This is a genomic window from Paracoccaceae bacterium Fryx2 (genome assembly GCA_032334235.1).
Classification (GTDB): domain Bacteria; phylum Pseudomonadota; class Alphaproteobacteria; order Rhodobacterales; family Rhodobacteraceae; genus JAVSGI01.
The window spans coordinates 3,108,029-3,129,285 of sequence record JAVSGI010000005.1 but is presented as its reverse complement, the minus strand read 5'-3'; the positions used below and the strand labels follow the sequence as shown (position 1 = coordinate 3,129,285).

Annotated in this window: 20 protein-coding genes; 10 read left to right on the top strand and 10 right to left on the bottom strand. The window is 66.9% G+C overall.

Annotated features, from left to right (window positions below; genetic code table 11):
- Positions 1-4: 4 nt before the first annotated feature.
- From RNZ50_24330 to RNZ50_24315, 4 genes are all read right to left on the bottom strand, one after another.
- A complete protein-coding gene (locus tag RNZ50_24330) occupies positions 5-547 on the bottom strand; it encodes a c-type cytochrome, methanol metabolism-related (protein ID MDT8858102.1) in 543 nt (180 codons plus the stop codon).
- A gap of 75 nt (positions 548-622) precedes the next feature.
- The gene (locus tag RNZ50_24325) at positions 623-2,425 is read right to left on the bottom strand and encodes a methanol/ethanol family PQQ-dependent dehydrogenase (protein ID MDT8858101.1); all 1,803 of its coding nucleotides are present in this window, start codon (positions 2,423-2,425) and stop codon (positions 623-625) included.
- Positions 2,426-2,596: 171 nt separating this feature from the next.
- Entirely contained in the window at positions 2,597-3,427 is an 831-nt protein-coding gene (fghA, locus tag RNZ50_24320; protein MDT8858100.1) for an S-formylglutathione hydrolase, read from the bottom strand.
- A gap of 8 nt (positions 3,428-3,435) precedes the next feature.
- A complete protein-coding gene (locus RNZ50_24315; protein ID MDT8858099.1) occupies positions 3,436-4,566 on the bottom strand; it encodes an S-(hydroxymethyl)glutathione dehydrogenase/class III alcohol dehydrogenase in 1,131 nt (376 codons plus the stop codon).
- A gap of 167 nt (positions 4,567-4,733) precedes the next feature.
- Between RNZ50_24315 and RNZ50_24310 the strand changes: the two genes are divergently transcribed.
- On the top strand, positions 4,734-5,330 hold the full coding sequence (locus RNZ50_24310; GenBank protein ID MDT8858098.1) for a hypothetical protein: 597 nt from the start codon (positions 4,734-4,736) through the stop codon (positions 5,328-5,330).
- Positions 5,331-5,333: 3 nt separating this feature from the next.
- On the opposite strand, the gene RNZ50_24305 is transcribed toward RNZ50_24310, so the two are convergent.
- Complete coding sequence (locus RNZ50_24305; protein ID MDT8858097.1) at positions 5,334-6,383, bottom strand: quinoprotein relay system zinc metallohydrolase 2; 1,050 nt, start codon at positions 6,381-6,383, stop codon at positions 5,334-5,336.
- A 144-nt stretch (positions 6,384-6,527) separates the two neighbouring features.
- On the opposite strand from RNZ50_24305, the gene RNZ50_24300 reads away from it, so the two are divergent.
- On the top strand, positions 6,528-7,337 hold the full coding sequence (locus tag RNZ50_24300) for a quinoprotein dehydrogenase-associated SoxYZ-like carrier (protein MDT8858096.1): 810 nt from the start codon (positions 6,528-6,530) through the stop codon (positions 7,335-7,337).
- A gap of 6 nt (positions 7,338-7,343) precedes the next feature.
- Here RNZ50_24300 and RNZ50_24295 read toward each other — a convergent pair whose 3' ends face one another.
- From RNZ50_24295 to RNZ50_24275, 5 genes are all read right to left on the bottom strand, one after another.
- Positions 7,344-7,691, bottom strand: coding sequence for a hypothetical protein (locus RNZ50_24295; protein ID MDT8858095.1), 348 nt, complete (start codon positions 7,689-7,691; stop codon positions 7,344-7,346).
- Positions 7,688-8,344, bottom strand: a complete 657-nt coding sequence (locus RNZ50_24290) for a hypothetical protein (protein MDT8858094.1) — start codon at positions 8,342-8,344, stop codon at positions 7,688-7,690. The genes RNZ50_24295 and RNZ50_24290 overlap by 4 nt, the downstream gene beginning before the upstream one ends.
- A 75-nt stretch (positions 8,345-8,419) precedes the next feature.
- Positions 8,420-10,660, bottom strand: coding sequence for a hybrid sensor histidine kinase/response regulator (locus RNZ50_24285; protein MDT8858093.1), 2,241 nt, complete (start codon positions 10,658-10,660; stop codon positions 8,420-8,422).
- The gene (locus tag RNZ50_24280; protein ID MDT8858092.1) at positions 10,657-11,826 is read right to left on the bottom strand and encodes an FIST N-terminal domain-containing protein; all 1,170 of its coding nucleotides are present in this window, start codon (positions 11,824-11,826) and stop codon (positions 10,657-10,659) included. Before RNZ50_24280 ends, RNZ50_24285 begins: the two co-directional genes overlap by 4 nt.
- Positions 11,827-11,863: 37 nt before the next feature.
- A complete protein-coding gene (locus RNZ50_24275) occupies positions 11,864-12,553 on the bottom strand; it encodes a response regulator transcription factor (GenBank protein MDT8858091.1) in 690 nt (229 codons plus the stop codon).
- Positions 12,554-12,771: 218 nt separating this feature from the next.
- Between RNZ50_24275 and RNZ50_24270 the strand changes: the two genes are divergently transcribed.
- The 8 genes from RNZ50_24270 to RNZ50_24235 all read left to right on the top strand — a co-directional run bounded on the left by RNZ50_24270 (position 12,772) and on the right by RNZ50_24235 (position 21,255).
- The gene (locus RNZ50_24270; GenBank protein ID MDT8858090.1) at positions 12,772-12,999 is read left to right on the top strand and encodes an SDR family oxidoreductase; all 228 of its coding nucleotides are present in this window, start codon (positions 12,772-12,774) and stop codon (positions 12,997-12,999) included.
- 139 nt (positions 13,000-13,138) lie between these two features.
- Positions 13,139-14,479: an RNA polymerase factor sigma-54 gene (gene rpoN, locus RNZ50_24265; GenBank protein MDT8858089.1), complete on the top strand. Its 1,341-nt coding sequence runs from the start codon at positions 13,139-13,141 to the stop codon at positions 14,477-14,479.
- Between the two features lie 236 nt (positions 14,480-14,715).
- Entirely contained in the window at positions 14,716-16,248 is a 1,533-nt protein-coding gene (locus tag RNZ50_24260) for an ABC transporter substrate-binding protein (protein MDT8858088.1), read from the top strand.
- Between the two features lie 22 nt (positions 16,249-16,270).
- Positions 16,271-17,278, top strand: a complete 1,008-nt coding sequence (locus RNZ50_24255) for an ABC transporter permease (protein ID MDT8858087.1) — start codon at positions 16,271-16,273, stop codon at positions 17,276-17,278.
- Positions 17,275-18,159, top strand: a complete 885-nt coding sequence (locus RNZ50_24250) for an ABC transporter permease (GenBank protein ID MDT8858086.1) — start codon at positions 17,275-17,277, stop codon at positions 18,157-18,159. The genes RNZ50_24255 and RNZ50_24250 overlap by 4 nt, the downstream gene beginning before the upstream one ends.
- The gene (locus tag RNZ50_24245) at positions 18,156-19,184 is read left to right on the top strand and encodes an ABC transporter ATP-binding protein (GenBank protein MDT8858085.1); all 1,029 of its coding nucleotides are present in this window, start codon (positions 18,156-18,158) and stop codon (positions 19,182-19,184) included. Before RNZ50_24250 ends, RNZ50_24245 begins: the two co-directional genes overlap by 4 nt.
- Entirely contained in the window at positions 19,181-20,191 is a 1,011-nt protein-coding gene (locus tag RNZ50_24240; GenBank protein MDT8858084.1) for an ATP-binding cassette domain-containing protein, read from the top strand. Before RNZ50_24245 ends, RNZ50_24240 begins: the two co-directional genes overlap by 4 nt.
- On the top strand, positions 20,188-21,255 hold the full coding sequence (locus RNZ50_24235) for a C45 family peptidase (GenBank protein ID MDT8858083.1): 1,068 nt from the start codon (positions 20,188-20,190) through the stop codon (positions 21,253-21,255). The genes RNZ50_24240 and RNZ50_24235 overlap by 4 nt, the downstream gene beginning before the upstream one ends.
- Positions 21,256-21,257: the final 2 nt, after the last annotated feature.

Here is a 21,257-nt window from a genome sequence, read left to right as displayed (position 1 = left end):
CCAGCTACATGTCAAAGCAGGACTTCTCGGCTGCAGCGATTTCATCCGATTTCGCCTCCTTGGCGCCGGGGCGGCCCCGCGGCACCGCACCGGCTCCGCGCGCCTTGAGATAGGTGTAGATGTCGTCGAGGTAGCACATCACGTTGACGTTGGTTCCGAACGACGGCATCACGTTGTGCTGCGCCGCGTTCACCACCTCGCGCCCGTTGACCACGACTTCGACGAATTCGTAGTATTCCATGTTGATGGCCGAGTCTTTCAGCGCCGGGGCATAGCTTGAGCCTTCGCCCTCCGGCCCGTGGCAGACGTGGCATTCAGAATGGTAGCGCCGGAAGCCGGAATAGGTCGGCCAGTCGATCATGCCATCGGCCGCGACGTTGAAGGTCGGCACTCCGTCGGCAGTGAAATAGCGCCCGTGCTCGGAATAGGCCGCGTCGGTTTGGACGTTGCCGCTGGCCCCGGCGGCCTGCTGCGCGCCGACCGTGCCGGTGACCAGAAGCAGCACCGCAATGGCAGGCAGCGAAAGGGCAATCGTGGTTTTCTGCATCTGGGTGAATCCTTCGTGCGGGGAAAGCGGCTGGCGCGCATCCTTTCGCGCCAGCCCTTCGCCCATGGTCCTTGCTCAGTTCGGCAGCGCAAACACGGTCAGAGTGCCGCCCAGCGCGGTATAGTCGCTGAGCGCCGAGTAGCCCCCGACTGCGCCAAGGCCGTCATTCGGGTTGGTAAGCCCGGCCGCAAGACCGATGCCCGCCCAGCCGCCGACGCCCGAGTAGACGGCGACGAACTGCTTGCCGCCATGTTCGTAGGTCATGACGTTGCCGATGATGCCGGACGGGGTCTTGAAGCGGTAAAGCTCGGCCCCCGTCTTGGCATCGACCGCCTTCAGATAGCCTTCGAGCGTGCCGTAGAACACCACGTCGCCCGCCGTGGCCAGTGCGCCCGACCAGACCGAGAACTGCTCGGGCAGCGACCACACGATCTTGCCTTCCTTGTTGTCCCAGGCGATGAAGTTGCCCATGCCGCCATGGCTGTCGGCGGGCGGGTACATCGCCAGCGTCGCGCCGACGTAAGGCTGGCCGGCGGTGTAGCTGACGCGGAACGGCTCGTAGTCCATGCAGACGTGGTTGGTCGGCACGTAGAACAGATCCGTCTTGGGCGAATAGGCCGCGGGCTGCTGGTCCTTGGTGCCAAGGGCCGCCGGGCAGATGCCGGTCGAGTTCACGTCCTCGCCGTTCTGTTCGGTGGAATAGGCGGCCACGACCTGCGGACGTCCGTACTGATCCGAGGCCGGGTCCATCACCACTTCGGTGGCCCAGTTCACGGTGGGGTCGTATTTCTGCGCCACCAGCAGCTCGCCCGTGACCCGGTCAAGCGTGTAGCCGAAGCCGTTGCGGTCGAAGTGGGTCAGAAGCTTGCGCTCGGCCCCGCCGATGGTCTGCTCGGTCAGGATCATCTCGTTGACGCCGTCGTAGTCCCACTCGTCATGCGGGGTCATCTGGTAGAGCCATCTTGCCACGCCCGTATCGGCATCACGGGCGAAGATGGTCATCGACCAGCGGTTGTCGCCGGGGCGCTGCGCGGGGTTCCAGGTCGAGGGGTTGCCCGAGCCGTAGTAGATCAGGTTCTCCGCCGCATCATAGGAATACCAGCCCCAGGTGGTGCCGCCGCCGATCTTCCACTGATCGCCTTCCCAGCTGTTCAGGCTGGAATCGGCGCCGACCGGCTTGCCCAAGTGGGTGGTCTTTTCGGGGTCGACCAGCATTTCGCTGTCGGGCCCCGTCGAATAGCCGCGCCAGGCCAGCGAGCCGTCCGCGATGTTGTAGGCCGTCACCGAACCGCGCACGCCGAATTCGCCGCCCGAGATGCCGACGATCAGCTTGTCCTTCACCGGCATCACGGTGGCGGTGTTCGTTTCACCGATCGCCGGGTCGCCGTTCTTCACGCTCCAGACCACGGCGCCGGTCTTGGCGTCCAGCGCCACGACGGTCGTGTCGGCCTGATGCAGGAAGATCTTGCCGTCGGCATAGGCAACGCCACGGTTGACCGTGTCGCAGCACATCACCGGAATCACGGCAGGGTCCTGCTTGGGTTCGTATTTCCACAGGATCCGGCCATCGTTCGTCAGGTCAAGCGCGTAGACGATGTTCGGAAACGGCGAATGCACATACATCACGTCGCCGATCACCAGGGGCGAGCCTTCATGGCCACGCAGAACCCCGGTCGAGAAGGTCCAGGCGACCTGCAGATCCTTGACGTTTCCGGCGTTGATCTGCTCAAGGTCCGAATAGCGCTGGTTCGCATAGTCGCCGGTCTGGATCGCCCAGTTCTTGGGATCATCGATCAGTGACTGCAATTCCGGATTTGCGCTGGCGGTCGCGGCCCAGCCCAGCGAAACCACCATCACCGGTGTTAGAAGTCTGAACATCTTCACCTCCCGTTTGTGTGTTTCCGATCAGGGGATTGCCCCCTTGCGCCCCGGAAAGACCCAAGCGGTCTCCCCCTTCCCGGGATCGGTTCTGCGCGAATTGCCTTCCACGGTACCGCGATCGCGCTGCGGGGCCTTGGTCGTGCTGCTGTGTCCCTGTTCCTCCCGTGGTTAGGCGGCCTTCAGCCGCTCTGCGTGCCAGCGCACATGGTCTTCGCCGAAACTGGCGACGAAGGAATAGCTGTGGTCGTAGCCCGCCTGCATCCGCACCATGCCCGGCTGCCGCCGCGCCGCGATCAGCCCGGCCATCACCTCGGGCCGCAGCAGTTCGACGAATTGGTCGGACACGCCCTGGTCGATCAGGATGTCGCCCTGCCAGCCCAGTTCGGCCAGCAGCAGGCAGGCGTCGTAGTTGGCCCAGGTCGTCTCGTCGTCGCCCAGATAGGCCGAAAGCTGCTTGCGGCCCCAGTCGGACCGGGTCGGGTTGACGATCGGCGCGAAGGCCGAGACCGACCGGAACAGGTCGGGGTTGCGGAAGGCGATGGTCAGCGCCCCGTGGCCGCCCATCGAATGCCCGGTGATGCCATGCGCGCCGTTTATCGGCATCGCCTCCTGCAACAGGGTGCGCAACTCGCGCACGATGTAGTCATACATCCGGAAATGCCGCGACCAGGGTTCCTGCGTGGCATCGACATAGAAGCCCGCCCCCTGCCCCAGATCGTAGGCGTCGTCGTCCGCCACCCCCTCGCCGCGCGGCGAGGTGTCGGGGAACACCAGCGCCAGCCCGTGCCGCGCGGCGTGGCTTTGCAGCCCGGCCTTGGTCATGGCGTTCTCGTGCGTGCAGGTCAGCCCCGACAGATACCACAGCAGCGGCACCGGATGCTGGCGGGCCTGCGGCGGCAGGAACAGGCCGAAGGTCATGTCGCCGTCGCAGGCATCGGAGCGGTGGCGATAGACCGCCTGCGTGCCCCCGAAACACTGTGCCTGCGATATGACCTCCAGCCTTGCCATCAGTAAAGCACCACCGAGCGGATCGATTCCCCCGCGTGCATCAGGTCGAAGCCCTTGTTGATGTCTTCCAGCCCCATGGTGTGGGTGATCATCGGGTCGATCTGGATCTTGCCCTCCATGTACCAGTCGACGATTTTCGGCACGTCGGTCCGGCCGCGCGCGCCACCGAAGGCCGTGCCTTTCCAGACCCGGCCGGTCACCAGCTGGAACGGCCGCGTCTCGATCACCGCACCCGCAGGGGCCACGCCGATGATGATGCTTTGCCCCCAGCCGCGGTGGGTGCATTCCAGCGCGTCGCGCATCACCTTGACGTTGCCGGTGCAGTCGAAGGAATAATCCGCCCCGCCGATCTGGTCGAACGGGGTTTTCGTCATGTTGACGATGTGCTGCACGATGCTGCCGTCGATTTCCTTCGGGTTGACGAAATGCGTCATCCCGAACCGCTCGCCCCAGGCCTTGCGGTCGTTGTTCAGATCGACGCCGATGATCATGTCGGCGCCCGCCAGCCGCAGCCCTTGCAGCACGTTCAGCCCGATGCCGCCCAGCCCGAACACCACCGCCTTTGCGCCGATCTCGACCTTGGCGGTGTTGATCACTGCGCCAATGCCGGTGGTGACGCCGCAGCCGATGTAGCAGATCTTGTCGAACGGCGCGTCGGGCCGGACCTTGGCCACCGCGATTTCCGGCAGCACGGTGTAGTTCGAGAAGGTCGAGCAGCCCATGTAGTGCAGGATCGGCGTGCCATCGAGCATCGAGAACCGGCTGGTGCCGTCGGGCATCAGCCCCTGGCCCTGGGTGCCGCGGATCGCGGTGCAGAGGTTGGTCTTTTGCGACAGGCATGACGGGCACTGGCGGCATTCCGGAGTGTAAAGCGGGATCACATGGTCACCGACCTTTACCGATGTCACCCCCGGCCCGACCTCGACCACCACGCCGGCGCCTTCATGGCCCAGAATGGCCGGAAACATGCCCTCGGGGTCGGCCCCGGACAGGGTGAATTCGTCGGTGTGGCAGATGCCGGTGGCGCGTATTTCGACCATCACCTCGCCCGCCTTCGGGCCTTCGAGGTTCACTTCCATGATCTCCAGCGGTTTCCCGGCGGCTACGGCTACGGCGGCGCGGGTGCGCATGGTCAACCTCCAGTATTCTTCATCAATTGTTCTGCGCCATGGCTGGCATTGGGGGCGAGTATAGGCGCGCACGGTCACCCGACAATTGCGACCTTAGTTTGTAGAACGGACCTTTGGCCGCCCGCCAAGCCGGCCTATACTGAAGGTCTGACAGGCGCGGAGGGGCGATGATGAAGGCGGCGGGTCTTGTGTTCTGCCTGGGGCTGATGATCCCGGCACTGGCCGAAGCGGCCGATTTTTCCGACCCCGAATGGCCCTGCATCCAGCGCAAGGTCGAGACCCTTTCGGCGGGGCTTATGTGGCCGCATCCGCTGACCGGGGCGGCGCTGTCGCCTGCGGCGCAGGATCTGGTCGAGGTGCTGTCGCTGCGGCGGGTCAGCCTTGATGCCGCAGCCGAACAGGTCGCGGCCTTCGCCACCGCCGAGCCGCCTGACGGACAGGTGCTGGGCGCGATCTTTCTGGGTGTGTTCGACAAGCTGAACGCTGACCGGCAGCGCCTGATCGGCGGCATCGCCCGCTATGCCCGCAGCCAGACCGCGCTGGCCGCCGAGGTCGACCGCGCCCGCACCGAGATGGCGGCGCAAGAGGCCGCCGCCACCCCCGACTTCGACCGGATCGACCGGCTGGAAGAACAGATCGCCTGGGACGAACGCATCTACCACGACCGCGCGCGCTCGCTGACCTATGTCTGCGAAACCCCGGTGCTGCTGGAAAAGCGCGCCTATGCCATCGCGCAGATCCTGCTGAAGCATGTGCCGCAATAGGGATCAGTCCCATTCCATCTCGGTATAGGCCACCGTCGCATTGCGTGCGTTGAACAGCTCGAACAGCCGCCAGCGGCCCGCCTCGCCCTGCCCGATCACCGCCGTCGCCGGGCCAAGGGCCATGCCCGCCGCCAGCGCGGCCTTGGTGTCGGCCTCCAGCGCGCCCAGATAGCGCCGCATCGACGCCGCCCCCTCCGGCCAGGGCAGCACCGGCCCGCCATGGCCGGGAATGACCTGCGTGGCGGGAAGCAGTTCCAGCTGCGCCAGCACCGCCAGCCAGCCGCGCAGCGACCCGTCAAGCGCCGGCACATGGACATCGAACACCAGATCGCCCGCGAACAGCGTGCCAGTCGCACTGTCGAGCACCGTCAGGTCGCTCGCGGTATGGGCCACGGGCCATGGGGTCAGCCGCAGTTCCCGCCCGCCCAGATCAATCGTCTCGGGGCCGGTCAGCACCCGGTCCGGTCCGATGATCCGGCTGCCCAGAAAGCCCGCCGCGCCGATCAGCCGGGAGAAACTTGTCTGGTAGCTTTCCGCCCGGTCCGACAGCGCGCGCGGCAGGTTGGCGTGGCCCAGAACCTCGGCCCCGGCCTCGCGCAGCGCCTCGGCGCCAAACACGTGATCGGGGTGCATGTGGGTCAGGACCAGATGGGTGATCGGCAGCTCGCTCACGGCCCGGACTGCCAGATAGACCTGCTCGCCCACCTGCCGCGACCCGCCCGCGTCGATCACCGCGATGCCTTTGGCACCGATCACGAAGCCCACGTTCGCCACGTCGCCCACATTGCCCGGTTCGGGTTCGGCTACCGCGCCGCGATGGGCAAAGACCCCCGGGGCGATTTCCGTGAAGGCCAGCGCCGCGGCGGGGCGCGGGGCGCAGGCGGCCGGACCTGCACCCGGCGCTGCGAGCAAGCCGGGCGGCGCGGCCAGCAAGGCCGCCTCGCACGCCGCCCGCGTTTCGGCCGCATACCCCGGCAGCAGCACTTGCCGACAGGCCGGGGCAGCGCCCCCGCCCCCGGCCAATGCGCAGAGCGTCACCAACGCCTCGAACATCGCTCCTCCCATGGTTGCCCCGCCGATCTTGCGCGCCCCACGGCACACCGCCACCCATCCGAAAGGCTTGGTTCTGCGCAACCGGCTGTTGTGGTATCATTGCTGGCCGCCTTGCAGCGCACCCCAACACGGAGCTTGCATCCCATGAAGCTTTTTCTGGCAGGCCTGTTCGTCACACTCGCCGCCTCTGCCCATGCGCAACAGGGGCCGGTCGAGAACCCGCTTGTCGAGGGCCAGACCTGGGCCGACCTCAGCTACGACGTCATCGGCGACACCGTGGTGCAGGACGGGGCGGCGCTTTTCAGCCTCGATGCGCCCTACCGCGCCAATGACGCGGCCACCGTGCCGGTGGTGATCACCCAATCCGATGCTGCGGCGGAACCGATCACCGCGATCAAGCTGGTGATCGACGAGAACCCGGCGCCCCTGGCGGCCGAAATCAGCTTCGGCCCGGCGATGCATCCGCTGCACTTTGAAACCCGCGTGCGGGTGAACCAGTATTCCAACATCCGCGTCATCGCGGATACCGCGTCGGGCAGCTACATGACCGGCCGCTTCGTCAAGGCGTCGGGCGGCTGTTCGGCCCCGGCGACGAAAGACCCGGCGGCGGCGCTGGCCGGTCTGGGCGAGATGCGGCTGAAGCTGTTCGCCGCCCCCCTGCCCGCCTCGACCGGCCGCCGCGAGGCGCAGATCATGATCCGCCACCCGAACTATTCAGGCTTGCAGCGCGACCAGATCACCCAGCTTTTCATCGCTGCGCATTTCATCACCGATCTGGAGGTGCGGCAGGGCGACGAGCTGCTGTTCGCCCTGACCGGCGGCATCTCGATCAGCGAAAACCCGGTATTCCGCTTTGCCTATACCGACAACGGCGCGCAGGCGCTGCACATTCGCGCGGTGGATACCGAAGGCCAGGTTTTCGAGCAGACGCTGGACAAGATGCCCCCGGCCTGACCGGAGTCAGAAACACAGGATCTCGGCCTCGGCCTGCGCCCGGCGCAGATCTGCCTCGAACAGCTTCAGGCCGGGCGACGACTTGAACATCGCCATCCGCTCGCCGCCTTCCTGCTGCAGGGACAGCACGGTTTCCGCCTCGACATACTTCTCGTAGGGCAGGATCGAGGCGATCACGTCGATCGAGCAGGAACATTTGCGCAGAACCTCGCGGTTCTGGCCGTTCGCCGCCATGCATCCGAAGACATAGTCGGCGCGGGCCTCGGTCGGGTAGTCGTTCAGCCGCGCGGCCATGTCCTGCGCGATTGCGGGCGCGGCAGCCGCCAGAACGGCAATCAGCCCCGCGCGGATCATTGCGCGGCCTCTGCTGCGGTCATCAGGGTCAGGGCGCTGGAATAGGCCGGGGCACCGGAACCCGGCAGCGCCGGGGCAGTGGCGACCAGCGACAGATACCAGCCCGGAACCTCGTCGGACACGGTGACCGTCAGCGCCAGATCGGCAAACTGCCCCATCCGGTCGCGGGCGGCGTCCTGTGCGAAGGGCTTCAGCGTGATCCGCCGGGCGGCGACCTCCTGCGTGCCGAAGGGCACCGACACCGCTTCGATCAGGGCCTCGTGCAGCAGGGAATCCTTCATCCGGTTGCGGATGTAGAACGGGCTGCCGGCGGTCTGCTGCGCCATGTCGCGCAGCGCGGTCTCCATGAAATACATGATCACCGGATTGCCGACCGACGCCGGAAAGGTGCCCACCCCGCGCGACCTCTCCCCCTGCCGCAGCGTTGCCACCACGCTGTCGCCCGGCGCGAAGCGCAGGTCGAGCACAGTGTCCTGCGGCCCAGCCCCGGCGGCGGGGACCGAGGTCTCCTGATCATAGGTCAGGCCGCCGCCGACCGCGGCCACCCCGTCAAGCGCACCCTGCCGGAACAGGAGGTCATAGGTTTCGCCCGCAACCACCGGCGCGGCCCCAAGCCCGATGCACAGCCAAAGAAGCCCCAGCACATGCCGCATGAAAGTCCCCCCTCTTTGCCCACAGCCTAGACCATCGGGCGCCGCTGTCACCGGCGACCTTTGTCGGTACTTGCGTCATCCTGCGCGGCGGCGGGTCTTCCAGTCGATCAGCGCCCGCAACCGTGCCAGTTGCACCGGCTTGGTCAGCACGTCGAACCCTTTTTCCGACCCCATGCGGAACAGGGCCTTGCTGCGGTTCGCGGTGATCATGATCGCGGGTATTTCGACCCCCGCCTGCGCGCGAAGGGCGGCAATCGCCCTGGTGCCGCTGTCGTCGCCGTCAAGCTGGTAATCTGCAAGGATGATGTCGGGGGCGGTGCCGATCGCCTCCATCAGCGTCAGCGCGGCTTCGGTCGACGGTGCCGCCAGCACGCTCGCCCCCCAGCTTTCCAGCTTCTGCGTCGTGGCATGCAGCACGTCCGCGTCGTTTTCGACCAGCATCACGATCAGGTCAAGGCTGCCTTCCGGCACCAGGTCGCGCTGCTGACCCTCGGCCTTGGCCGCAACCGCCGGTTTCGCCAGCGGGATCTCGATCGAGAACATCGAGCCAAGCCCGGGCTGCGACACCAGCCGCACCTTGTGGCCCAGATGGCGGCAGGCGCGCTCGACGATGGAAAGCCCCAGCCCCATGCCGCTGCCCGACCCCGGCTCGCCCAGCCGGGTGAACTCGGTGAACACCCGCGCCTGATCGGGTTCGGAAATGCCGGTCCCGGTATCCCAGACCTCGATCCGCAGGTGCTTGCGGTCAAGGCGGCAGCCGACCAGCACGCGGCCGCGGTCGGTGTATTGAATCGCATTCACCACCAGATTCTGCACGCAGCGCAGCAGGTATCGCTGATCGCTGGTCACCCAGCGGGTCGAGGGCACGATGCGCAGCTCGATGCCCTTTTCTGCCGCCAGCGGCGCCAGATCCTCTGCCAGCGCCTGCATCAGGTTTTGCAGGCTGAAGCAGGTCACGTTGAACTCTGCAGCGGCGCTGTCCAGCCGCGAGATGTCCAGCAGCGCATGAAGCAGCGACTCGATCGAGGAAAACGACCGGCCCAGTCGGCTGACCGTCTCGCGCGCCGCCGGGTTGGACACGGTTTCCTGCAGGGTCGAGATATACAGCTTTGCCGCATTGATCGGTTGCAGCAGATCGTGGCTCGCCGCCGCGAGGAACCGCGTTTTCGAGGTGTGCGCCGCCTCCGCCGCCTCTTTCGCCAGGCGCAGCGCGTCCTGGGTCGCGGCCTGTTCGGCGGACTGTATCTGCAGCAGCCGGTTGGCTTCGGTCAGTTCGGCGGTGCGTTCCTGCACCCGGCGTTCCAGCGCCTCGGCGGCATCGGTTTCGGCCGTCACGTCCATGATCGAGACGACGAAGCCTTCGTCGGGCAGGGCATGGATGCGCAGATCCAGGCTCATCCCGTCGCTGCGGCGAAACCGTTCCTGCACCGCCTCGCCGCGCAGCAGCGCCTTGAACCAGCCCGCAAACTCGGGGCGGCGGCTCTGGCGGTCCAGTACCTCGAAGCGTTCGACATGCTCGACGATGCGCTGGAAGGCGGTGCCCTTCTTCAGCAGCGACAGGGGCACGCCCAGCAGGTTGCCGAAGCGCGCGTTGCGCACCAGGAGCACGCCCTGCGCCGAAAAGGTGCAGATGCCCAGCGACATGTGATCGAATGCCGCCTGGATGAAATGCGCGTGCCGGTCGATGATCTGCTTCTTCTCGCGCCGGTTCTCGCGCACGATGTCGGTGATCTCGGTCTGCAGCACCACGGTGTTTTCGGAACTGGTCTGGTGGTAGGAAATCTGGAACCAGCGGTCGTTCTGCAACGCCATCACCACCGACGAAAACCGCCGGCTGGCCGACCCCAGCAGTCGGCCGGGCGCCGCCCCGCCCCCGGCCTCGGTCTGATGGCTGAGGTGCTTGCTGGCATTGACCGCCACCAGATAGTCGGTGAAGCTGAGCCCGGGCTGGATGATCGGTTCCACATCCGGCAAGAGCCGCCGGAACAGCGCGTTGCAGACCTGCAGCCGGTCGTCGGAAAACAGCGCGAAGCCGCCCTCCATCGCCACCATGGCGTCAGCCAGGTTCTTCTGCATCCGCTCTTGCGTCTGGTGCGCGACCTCAAGCTCGCTCGACGCGCGCCCAAGCGTGTCGAGCGCCTTTTCCAGATCCTTGGTCTTCTCCCAGATGGTGGCCTGCAGCGCGATGGCCGACTGGAACAGCGAATAGGCCGTGCCGCCGACCACATGGCCCCGGTCGGCGCGCTGGATCAGCGCCTCGATGATCCGGGCCTGCCGGGCAATCTGGACCTCGGGTGGTTCGGTCGGGTCGATCACATCCGCGGGCCTCCGTTCGGGCGGAAGAAGGCGACGCCGACGAAGGTCTGGTTCACATGCACCCCCAGGTGCTGCTCGCCAAAGGTGTTGAAGCCGATCACCCGGTGCCTGCGGAAGCGGTCGGATGCCTGCGCGGCAAGGCCCTTGTGCTCGATCTCGAGCTTGCGCAGGAAGCAGTCGAATCCAAGGATGAAATCGGGCGCGTGGCCGTGCTCGTCGGTCACGGCCAGCCCGGCGTCCAGCGTGCGGATGATTTCTTTTCCCTGCCCCAGCGTCAGCAGCAGCCCGTTGTCGATGGCGGAAAGGAAGGTCAGCCCGCCATCGGGGTGGATCTGCTGGATGGCGCGGACGTGAAAGATATTGCCGTTGCGCACCAGCACCGGGTTTTCGGCAAAGATGATCGGCGACAGGTCTTCCACCGCGACATTGACCAGCCGCGCGTATTCCTGTGCGGCGGGGGCGCCGTTGATTTCCAGCACCAGCCGTTCCTCGGGCACGGCGCAGGTCACGACCATGCGCTTGCCGGTCGGCTGGAAATGGTCGAAGCCCAGCCCGCGGAACGCAAGGTCGGTTTCCAGCAGCAGCAGCAGCGCCGCATCGGTGTGGAACGCCCCGCCATGCAGCACATGGGTGCGTTCGAACACCAGCCCGTCGGCGGCCGACCCGCCGAACACCGGAATGTCCTTCAGCCCGGCCTCCAGCGCGGCCACCAGAATATCCTCCTGCTTCGACAGCCCGTCGGCAAAGATCAGCGCCAGCCGCCCGCGCCCCGGCGTGGCCGGAAACTGGGCCGCCATGCGTTCGGCTTGCGCCACGACCGAGGCGATCGACACCGGCGACAGCGGCTTGAGCAGCCGCGAGGCGACGCGGAAATGGCTGCGCCGGAACGACAGCGCGACCAGGGCATCGTTTTCATAGCCGCGCGGCGTGATCTGCCCGGCCGAGGTGCAGCCGAACACCACCACCCCGGGCAGGCCCGCAGGCAGGGCCGCCGCCACCGCGTCAAGGTCAAGCGTGCCGGGCACCAGCAGCAGCACGAAACTGGGGGTCGAACCGGCGATCTGGGCGGCGATGTCGGCAACCGCCGCGAAGGCATCGGTGCAATAGGAAACGCCGATGCGAACCGCCTGCGCCTCGTTCTGGCCCAGATCGACGCCCGGGGTCATCACACCGCTGTCTTGCCTGCCGTCGGGCATGACCGTGTCACTGCAGGCTGTGCCGGATCGACGCTTCGCGCATCAAGAGCGCCGCCTGCGTCCGGTTCTGCACCCCCAGCCTGCGCAGCAGCGCCGTGATGTGGGCCTTTACCGTGGCCTCGGCCAGCTGCATCTCGAACGCGATCAGCTTGTTCGGCTTGCCCTTGCAGATCAGGCCCAGAATGCGGTTCTGCTGTTGCGACAGGTCGGCGATCTTCTGCGAGATCGAGGTGATCGAGGTATCCGCCGCCGGCGCCTTGGGCGCGGCCGAGTATCCCGGCGGCACATAGGTCTTGCCGTCCCAGATTTCCATCATCGCATCCTGGAACGACTGCCGCCCGATCTCTTTCGGGATAAAGCCCGCCGCCCCCGCCGCCATCACCGAATGGATCACCGTTTCCGAGGTCAGCGCCGAGATCACGATCACCGGCACGTCGGGCACCTTTTCCTTGATCTTGAGAAAGCCGCTCAGCCCCGAGACATCCGGCAGGTTCAGGTCAAGCAGCACCAGATCCGGCGAAAACCGCTTGCGAAGCTGTTCCATCGCATCGCCAAGCGAGGTCGCCGAACGTATCCGGCGGGTGTTGAAGATCGTCTCCATCATCATGGCCAGCGCATCGCAATACAGCGGATGATCGTCGATCACCAATGCGGACTTGATCGACAGGGTGTGGCTGGGCGTTTCGATCCGCGACATGGTGCTCCTCCCAGAGTCATCAGCGTTCGGACCATGAGGAAGCGGGACGCTGCAGCCCCACGCCAATTCCGGACTGACCGGGCGACTCCTCCCATGGCGGGCGATGCTCTCCTCCGGCACAACCCGTGAAAACCTTTGCACAGAAATTGGTGTCGCGCAATCGACAGGCAGGGCTGCTGCTGCAAGGTCAGCCGGGCCGCGACGGCGCGGACTGATGCGTGCCGGGCGATTTCGGCGCCTTCTGGACACCGATGGTGGAAAATCCCCTGCGCGCGGCGGGCGGCGACCCTGAGGCCGCAAAGGCGGCAGCAGGCGCGCTGCACCCGCCGGGCCGCATGGGCGAGCCGGACGACATCGCCCATGCCGTGCTTTGGCTCGCATCGGACGAGGCGAAGGTCATCACCGGGGCGGAACCGGTGGTCGATGGCGGCTGCACCGCCCGCTGATCGGGCCGCGCCGACCAGGCTGCAGCGGCGACCGGAACGGCCAGCCGCTGCACCAGCCCAAGGTTGCGGGGCGGGCCTATCCGGCCTATCCTGACTTCCGGCAGCAAAAGCGCGGACTCGGCGCCCCGGAAGGCGCGGAATGGACATTCGGACGGCATTCCAGACCCGACAATCCCGATCGCTGGCGATGACGGCGCAGTTGCGCCACGCCATCAACCTGCTGCGGTTCGATAATCAGGCGCTGGCCGGGCACCTGATCCTGCTTGCCCGGGCAAACCCCTGCATCAACGTGACGCTCGTCCAGTCCGGCGCGCGAAACTGGCTTGACGACGCGCTGGCCCAGACGGCACCGCTGCCGGGCGAGGCAACCCCCGCCCTTCCGGCATCCGGCAGGATGACGGGAAACGGGGCGGATGCCGCCCATCAGGCCGCAGCGCCGCCCGACGGGCTGCTGCGGCACGTGTTTTCCCAGATCAGCCTGCTGCTGCGCGATCCGGCGGATCATCGGGTGGCACATGCCTTTGCCGAAGCCCTGGAACCCAGCGGCTGGCTGTCGTGCGGCCCGGCCGAGATTGCCCGGGCCTGCGGCTGCACCCCGGATCATGCCACGGCGGTTCTCGGCCGGTTGCAGCAGATCGAACCCGCCGGCCTCTTTGCCCGCTCGCTTGCGGAATGCCTGCGCCTTCAGGCGGCTGACCTTGGCGTGCTGACACCGGATTTCGCCTGCCTTCTGGAAAACCTGCCCGATCTTGCGCGCGGCGACCTGACCCGGCTGATGCATCGCTGCGGCTGCGACAGCGACCGCCTGCAACAGATGGTGCGCGTGCTGCGCGGCATGAACCCCAAGCCCGGCACCGCCTTCGACGGGATGCCGCCGCCGATCACCGAACCCGACCTTGTCGTGAACCGGGGGCCGAAAGGCTGGCTGGTGGCGCTCAACCGGTCCACCCTGCCTGCGATCGAGGTCCGCGAAATGCCCGGTGCCGACGCCGCGAAGCTGCGCGAGGCCCGATGGCTGCAGCGCACGGTTTCGCGCCGCAATGCCACAACCCTGCGCATCGCCGAGGCCGTCGTGTCGCGGCAGGGCGATTTTCTGGCGCACGGCCCGGCGCGGATCAGGCCGCTGTCCTTCGCGGACGTGGCCGGGATGATCGATATGCATCAAAGCACCGTCAGCCGCGTGACCAGCGGCCTGCTGGTGGCCACCCCGCGCGGCACGCTGCGGTTCCGGGAATTCTTCAGCGCCGCCCGGGCCGCAACCGGACCGGGGCCGGGCGTGGCCACGGGGTCCATCCTGCACGCCCTGAAAGTCCTGATCGCCGCCGAAGACCCGCACGACCCGCTGCGGGACATCGACATCGCGCGGCATTTCCAGGGCAACGGCATCGCGCTGGCGCGTCGCACCGTGGCCAAATACCGGGGCCAGCTGCGCATCCCCTCCGCCTCGGGGCGCAAGATGCCGCAGAACCGGACCCGATGACCGGTCGGCACCCGCTGCCATGCGCGAAAAGAAGCCTGCCGCGCGCGGATTGCACGCGCCCGGCGCAGGACACGCCACAGAGCCCCCGCCGGACCGCAACAAGGTCCGGTAATCGCCGGGATTTTTGACCGGCCTCGCCGCGTCGCGCCATGGCATGACTTGTGCATCTATAACAATGTCCACCTACCACGGACGCAATGCGACGCCTTGATCGCAGAACCACAGGGAGACGATACATGACCACATTGCAGCGCCTGATGACGGCCACTGCGCTGGCGCTCTGCCCGGTCCTTCCGGCGCAGGCGGCAGATCTGATCGTCGGCTTCACGCTTGATGCCGATACGCTCGATCCGGCCAACCACCGCAAGCGCGAAACCGAAACCGTGATCCGCAATCTTTACGACGGGCTTCTGACCCGCGATGCGAACATGGTCGTCGTGCCCGAGATCGCGGAATCGATGACCCAGGTTTCGCCGACCGTCTACGATTTCAAGATCCGCAGCGGCATCAAGTTCCACGACGGCACCGAGATGACCGCCGAGGACGTGAAGTTCACGCTGGACCGGGTTACGGTCGAAGGCGCGATGGGCGACGGCCAGACCAGCCCGCGCCAGAGCCTGATGGGGCCGGTGGCCTCGGTCGAGGTGCTCGACGGCACCACGGTCCGCATCAACCTCAAGGAACCCTGGCCGATCCTGCCCGCGATGCTGCCCAACCAGCAGATCGTGTCGAAGGCTTTCATCGAGCGCGTCGGCACGGCCGGCCTTGCAACGCAGGTCAACGGCACCGGCCCCTTCAAGCTGGCCGAATGGCGCAAGGGCGATGCGATCATAATGGAACGGTTCGAAGACTATTACGGCGGGGCCACCGACATTCCGCCCGTCGGCAAGGCCTGTGTCGACCGCGTGATCTTCAAGATCATTCCCGAAAGCGCCAGCCGGGTTGCGGCGCTTCTGGCGGGCGATGTCCACATCATCAACGAACTGCCGACGTTCTCCATCGCCCAGGTCAAGGCCACCGGGACCACCGATGTCATGACGGTGAACGGCACCCGCAGCTTCTTCATCGCGATGAACATGGAAGGCGAGATCTTCGATGATCCCAAGGTCCGGCAGGCGGCCGCGCACGCCATCGACCGCGATCTCATCATCGACAGGATCCTCGACGGCAACGCGGCCCGGATCGACGGCATCCTGTCGCCGGACGCCTTTGGTGCCAGCGACCTGCCCGACATCGCCTACGACCCCGAAAAGGCGAGGGCGTTGCTGGCAGAGGCCGGCTTTCCCGACGGCATCGACATCACGATGGATGCCGAAAGCGCTTTCAAGGATACCGCCGAGGCCGTGGCATCGCTGCTGACCAAGGTCGGCATCCGGACCACCGTGGCGGTGGGCGAAAGCGCGCAGCTGACCGAGAAATGGCGCACGGCGGGCAAGCCCAAGTCCGGCGACATGTATTTCACCAGCTGGGGCAACGGCTCGCTTGACCCGTTCGACATCTTCACGCCCACCCACCGCAGCAACGACCGGGGCAATTCGGCAGGCTACGCCAACCCGGCGCTGGATGCGCTGCTGGATGCCGCGGCGGTCGAGCTGGACGTGGACAAGCGCGCCGGGCTTTACCGCGAGGCGGAACTGATCATCAACGCCGACCTGCCCTACGTCTATCTCTGGGTGCCGCAAGACATCTACGGCGTGTCCAAGCGCCTGAGCGGCTGGCAGCCCAGCGCCGACAGCCGGATCAACCTGCACGATGCCTGCGTAAACTGATCCCCGAAAAAGGAGACCGGGCATGAGCCTTGGCAAGTTGATAGAGCGTTTGTTGCAACTTGTGCCCGTCCTGCTTGGTGTCAGCCTCATCGCCTTCGTGATGATGGCGCTGACACCGGGCGATCCGGTGCAGATCATGATCGGGGATCAGGTGGTGACCCCCGAACAGGAAGCGCAACTGCGGCACGGCCTGGGTCTTGACCAGCCGGTGCCGGTGCGGTTCTTCATCTTTCTCGGCAATGCGTTGCAGGGCGATTTCGGCGAAAGCTTCTATCACCGCCGCCCGGTCGCCGATGTGATCGCCGAGCGTCTGCCCGCCACGATCGAGCTCAGCCTCGTCGCACTGATCGTGGCACTGGCCACCGCTATTCCGCTGGGGGTGCTGGCCGCGATCCGCAAGAATTCGCTGCTGGACCGGATGGCCACCATCGGGTCGCTGCTGGGCGTGTCGCTGCCGGGGTTCTGGTTCGGCATCCTGCTGATCATGCTGTTCGCGGTGCACCTTCAGATCCTGCCGGTTTCGGGGCGGATCGGCTATTCCAGCGAAATCGTGCCCATCACCGGCTTCCTGCTGATCGACACGCTGCTGCGCGGCAACCTGTCGGCCTTCTGGGACGCGCTGCGCCACATCCTGCTGCCCGCCATCACCCTTGGCCTGCCGATGGCGGCCATTCTGATGCGGGTCACACGCACCTCGATGCTGGAAGTGCTGCGTCAGGATTACGTTACCTTCGCCGATGCCAAGGGGCTGTCGCGCCGCCGCGTGCTGTTTCGCCATGCGCTGAAGAACGCGCTGATACCAACCGTTTCCGTCGCCGCCATCGAGACCGGCAGCCTGCTGGGCGGCAACATGATCGTCGAGACGGTGTTCGGCTGGCCGGGTCTCGGGCGGCTGGTGGTGGAAAGCATCTTCCTGCGCAACTACCCGCTCGTTCAGGCGGCCGTGCTGTTCTACGCGGTCACCTATGTGATGCTGAACTTCTTTGCCGACATCCTTTACACCGTCCTCAACCCGCGGGTGAAACTGTGAGCCTGGCCATCGACACCCCCGCCGACTCGATCTTCCGGCGCAACCTTGCCAGCTTCGCGCGGAACCGGCTGGCGGCGGGCAGCGCCGTCCTCGTCGGGCTGTTCGTGCTGATGGCGGTCTTTGCGCCCTGGGTCGCGCCGCAAGACCCCTATGCCACCGACCTGTTCCGCCGCCTGCAACCGCCCGCCTGGGTCGAGGGCGGCGACTGGGGCTATGTGCTGGGGGCCGATGCGCTGGGCCGGGACATCCTTTCGCGGATCATCTATGGCGCGCGGATCTCGATCTTCATCGGGGCGGCGGTGATCCTGGTCGCCACCACGATCGGCATCCTGCTGGGCCTCGCTTCGGGCTACCTGCGCGGCTGGGTCGATGTGGTGATCTCGCGCATTGTCGACATCCTGCTGGGCTTTCCCTACCTGATCTTTGCCATCGGCCTGATGGCGATGATGGGGCCGGGGCTGATGAACATCATCCTGGCGCTGGCCTACAAGGAATGGGTGATCCCCTGCCGCGTGGTGCGGGGCGAGACGCTGGCGGTGCGCGAACTGGAATATGTCGAGGCCGCCCGCGCGCTTGGCGCCTCCAGCCGCCACATCATGCTGAAGGAAATCCTGCCCAACATCCTGTCGCCGGTGATCGTGGTCTCCACGATCCGCATGGCGCATGTCATCATCCTGGAAGCGTCGCTGTCCTTCCTCGGGCTGGGCGTGCAGCCCCCGACCGCAAGCTGGGGGTCGATGGTGTCCGACGGACGCGCCTTCATCCTTGAGGCGTGGTGGGTTTCCACCTTCCCCGGCCTTGCCATCCTGCTGCTGGTGCTGGCGATCAACGTCGCAAGCCAGGGGCTGCGCGATGCCTTCGACCCGAGGTTTCACGAATGAACGCCCGTCCCGGCCTTGCCGCCCCGCCCGAGCCCGCCACGCTGTTGCAGGTATCGGGTCTGCGAACCGTCTTTCACACCCGGGCGGGCGATGTATGGGCGGTGGACGGGGTCGATGTCGCGGTGCAGCGCGGCGAATGCCTTGGCATCGTGGGCGAAAGCGGCTCGGGCAAGTCCGTCACCTTCGCCTCGGTCATGGGGCTGGTGCGGTCGCCTGGCCGGGTGGCCGAGGGCCGCATCCTGTTCGACGGGCGCGACCTGCGCACCCTGACCCCGGCGCAGATGCGCGCCGTGCGTGGCCGCGATATCGCCATGACGATGCAGGACGCCCTGACCGCGCTGAACCCGGCGCTGACCGTGGGCGAACAGATCGCAGAAGTGCTTGACGCCCACGACGAGACGCTGCCCGCATCCGGCCGCGCCCGCCGCGGCGCCATCCGCGACAAGTCGGTCGAGATGCTGGGGCTGGTCGGCATTCCGTCGGCCGCCAGCCGCCTCCGCCAGTATCCGCACGAGTTTTCGGGCGGGATGCGCCAGCGCATCATGATCGCCATCGCCCTGGCCTGCCGCCCGAAACTGCTGATCGCGGACGAGCCGACCACGGCGCTGGACGTGACCATCCAGGCGCAGGTGCTGGAACTGATCACCGACATCCGCGCCCGGCTGGGGATGAGCGTCGTGCTGATCACCCATGACCTCGGCGTGGTGGCCGAACATTGCGAACGGGTGATGGTGATGTATGCGGGCCAGGTGGTCGAACAGGGGCCGGTGGCCCAGGTCATCAGCGACCCGAAGCATCCCTACACGCGCGGTCTGCTCGGGTCGATTCCGCGCATCGCCCTGCGGGGCCGGCCCATCACCCCGATCGAGGGTCAGGTGCCCGACCTGATCGGCCTGCCGCCGCAATGCCGGTTCTACTCGCGCTGCCCGCTGCGCACCGACGCCTGCCTTGCCCCAGTCGCGATGCGCGCCGCAGGCCCCGGCCGCATGGCGCGGTGCATCCTGATACCGGAGACCACCGCATGACCCTGTTGCAGGTCGACCACCTGTCCAAGCATTACGAAGGCCGCCGCGGCCTGATCGAACGCCTGACCGGCGTGCCCCATACCGTGGTGCGCGCGGTGAACGATGTCAGCCTGACGGTCGCCAAGGGCGAGATTCTGGGCCTGATCGGGGAATCCGGCTGCGGCAAGTCCACGCTCGGCCGCGCCATCCTGCGGCTGCATGAACCGACGCTGGGCCGCGTGCGCTTTGACGGCACGGACGTGACGGCGCTGGATGCCAGCGCGCTCAAGACGATGCGTCGGCGGATGCAGATCATCTTTCAGGACCCCTATGCCAGCCTGAACCCGCGCCGCACCGTGGCCGAGATCGTCGGCCTGCCGCTGCACCTGCACGGCCTTGCCTCGGGGCCGGAAGAGGCGCGCGCCATCGTGGCACGCATCATCGAACGGGTGGGGCTGAAGGCCAACCAGCTTGACCGTTATCCGCACCAGTTCTCGGGCGGGCAGCGCCAGCGCATCGGCATCGCCCGCGCGCTGGTCTCGAACCCGGAATTCGTGGTCTGCGACGAGCCGGTGTCGGCGCTGGACGTGTCGATCCAGGCGCAGATCATCGCGCTGCTGCTGGAGCTGAAGCGCGAGCTGGGGCTGACCTACCTGTTCATTTCGCACGACATCTCGGTGATCGGCTATCTGAGCGACCGGGTGGCCGTGATGTATCTGGGCGAGATCGTGGAAATGGGGCCGGTCGATGACGTGCTGTCCAATCCGCGCCATCCCTATACCCAAAGCCTGCTGTCGGCGGTGCCGGAAATCGACCGCACCGGCCCGAAGGTCCGGGTGCGGCTGACCGGCGACCTGCCATCGCCGCTGCATCCGCCATCGGGCTGCAAGTTCCACACCCGCTGCCCGCTGGCGGTGGACAGATGCCGGTCGGAGGTTCCGCTGGCCGAAAGCGTGGGCCCCGGCCATACCGCCGCCTGCCACCGGCTTGACGAGCGCCTGAGCCTGCTGGCAGAGGAACGGGCATGACGCCGCTGCATCTTGTCGGCTCGCCCTACGGGCGGGGTCGCGGCCAAGGCAACGGCGCGCTGGCGGCAAAAGTCCGTCTGGCGACTGTCGGCCGGGTGGCCATCGCCCGCGCCGAAGGTCTGCTCGATGCCGCGGCGCTGGACTATCTGGCGGCACAGCGGGCCTGGCATGACCTGCACGACCCCGAGGGCATGTCGGAACTGCTGGGCAGCGCAGAAGCCTTCGGATTGCCCGAGCCCGACCTGTTCTGCCACCTGCACCTCGGAACGCTGCGCGACCTCAAGGGCGGGGCCGCGATGATCGACGGGTGCAGCGCCTGGGCCGCGGCCGAGGGCCCGGATGGCCCGCTGGTGGTCAAGAACCGCGACACGTCCGGCCTGCACCTGGGCATCCAGAGCCTGTCCCGGCATCAGGGGCCGGATGTGACCATGGGCGCCATGATCTGCCTTGGCAGCCTTGGCAGCCCCGGCGCCTATTCGTCCGGCCTCAACGCGCGGGGCTTCGCGCTGGCAGACACGCAGGTGCCGGTGGCCACGCACCGGGTCGGCTGGCTGCGCTATTTCCTGATGACCCGCCTGCTGGCGCGCTGCGCCACGGTGGCCGAGGCACTGGCGATGATCCGCAACGCCCCGCACGCCGGGGGGGGCACGCTGGTGATGGCCGATGCGGGTGGCGCGCTGGCGGCGGTTGAGCTGGGGGCCGGGACGGTCACGGTGGCGCAGGCCCCCGATGCCGTCTGGCGCACCAACCACTACACCACGCCCGCGCTGGCCGCCGATACGCTGCGCCCGCGCGACGATACCATCGCCGACACCTCGCAGGCCCGTTTCGACTGGCTGGCTGCCACCCTGCCGCGCCGCCGCTGGGATGCGGCGGGTGCCGCCCGCCTGATGGCGACCCATGCCGCCGATGCCCCGGGTGCCGGCCCGATCTGCCAGCACGCCGACCAGCAGGATGGCGGAACGATTTCGTCGGTTGTCTATTCGTGCAAGCTGCGCAAGGTTGACATCTGCGAGGGCAATCCCTGCACCGGCACGTGGCAGTCCGTTTGTCTGACCATCTGATC

What these genes read in the sequence shown, in the direction of transcription:
- RNZ50_24330 (MDT8858102.1), bottom strand. Translation starts at nt 547, where the DNA reads ATGCAGAAAACCACGATTGCCCTTTCGCTGCCTGCCATTGCGGTGCTG.
- RNZ50_24325 (MDT8858101.1), bottom strand. Translation starts at nt 2,425, where the DNA reads ATGTTCAGACTTCTAACACCGGTGATGGTGGTTTCGCTGGGCTGGGCC.
- RNZ50_24315 (MDT8858099.1), bottom strand. Translation starts at nt 4,566, where the DNA reads ATGCGCACCCGCGCCGCCGTAGCCGTAGCCGCCGGGAAACCGCTGGAG.
- RNZ50_24310 (MDT8858098.1), top strand. Translation starts at nt 4,734, where the DNA reads ATGATGAAGGCGGCGGGTCTTGTGTTCTGCCTGGGGCTGATGATCCCG.
- RNZ50_24305 (MDT8858097.1), bottom strand. Translation starts at nt 6,383, where the DNA reads ATGTTCGAGGCGTTGGTGACGCTCTGCGCATTGGCCGGGGGCGGGGGC.
- RNZ50_24300 (MDT8858096.1), top strand. Translation starts at nt 6,528, where the DNA reads ATGAAGCTTTTTCTGGCAGGCCTGTTCGTCACACTCGCCGCCTCTGCC.
- RNZ50_24295 (MDT8858095.1), bottom strand. Translation starts at nt 7,691, where the DNA reads ATGATCCGCGCGGGGCTGATTGCCGTTCTGGCGGCTGCCGCGCCCGCA.
- RNZ50_24290 (MDT8858094.1), bottom strand. Translation starts at nt 8,344, where the DNA reads ATGCGGCATGTGCTGGGGCTTCTTTGGCTGTGCATCGGGCTTGGGGCC.
- RNZ50_24280 (MDT8858092.1), bottom strand. Translation starts at nt 11,826, where the DNA reads ATGACCCCGGGCGTCGATCTGGGCCAGAACGAGGCGCAGGCGGTTCGC.
- RNZ50_24275 (MDT8858091.1), bottom strand. Translation starts at nt 12,553, where the DNA reads ATGTCGCGGATCGAAACGCCCAGCCACACCCTGTCGATCAAGTCCGCA.
- rpoN (MDT8858089.1), top strand. Translation starts at nt 13,139, where the DNA reads ATGGACATTCGGACGGCATTCCAGACCCGACAATCCCGATCGCTGGCG.
- RNZ50_24260 (MDT8858088.1), top strand. Translation starts at nt 14,716, where the DNA reads ATGACCACATTGCAGCGCCTGATGACGGCCACTGCGCTGGCGCTCTGC.
- RNZ50_24255 (MDT8858087.1), top strand. Translation starts at nt 16,271, where the DNA reads ATGAGCCTTGGCAAGTTGATAGAGCGTTTGTTGCAACTTGTGCCCGTC.
- RNZ50_24245 (MDT8858085.1), top strand. Translation starts at nt 18,156, where the DNA reads ATGAACGCCCGTCCCGGCCTTGCCGCCCCGCCCGAGCCCGCCACGCTG.
- RNZ50_24240 (MDT8858084.1), top strand. Translation starts at nt 19,181, where the DNA reads ATGACCCTGTTGCAGGTCGACCACCTGTCCAAGCATTACGAAGGCCGC.
- RNZ50_24235 (MDT8858083.1), top strand. Translation starts at nt 20,188, where the DNA reads ATGACGCCGCTGCATCTTGTCGGCTCGCCCTACGGGCGGGGTCGCGGC.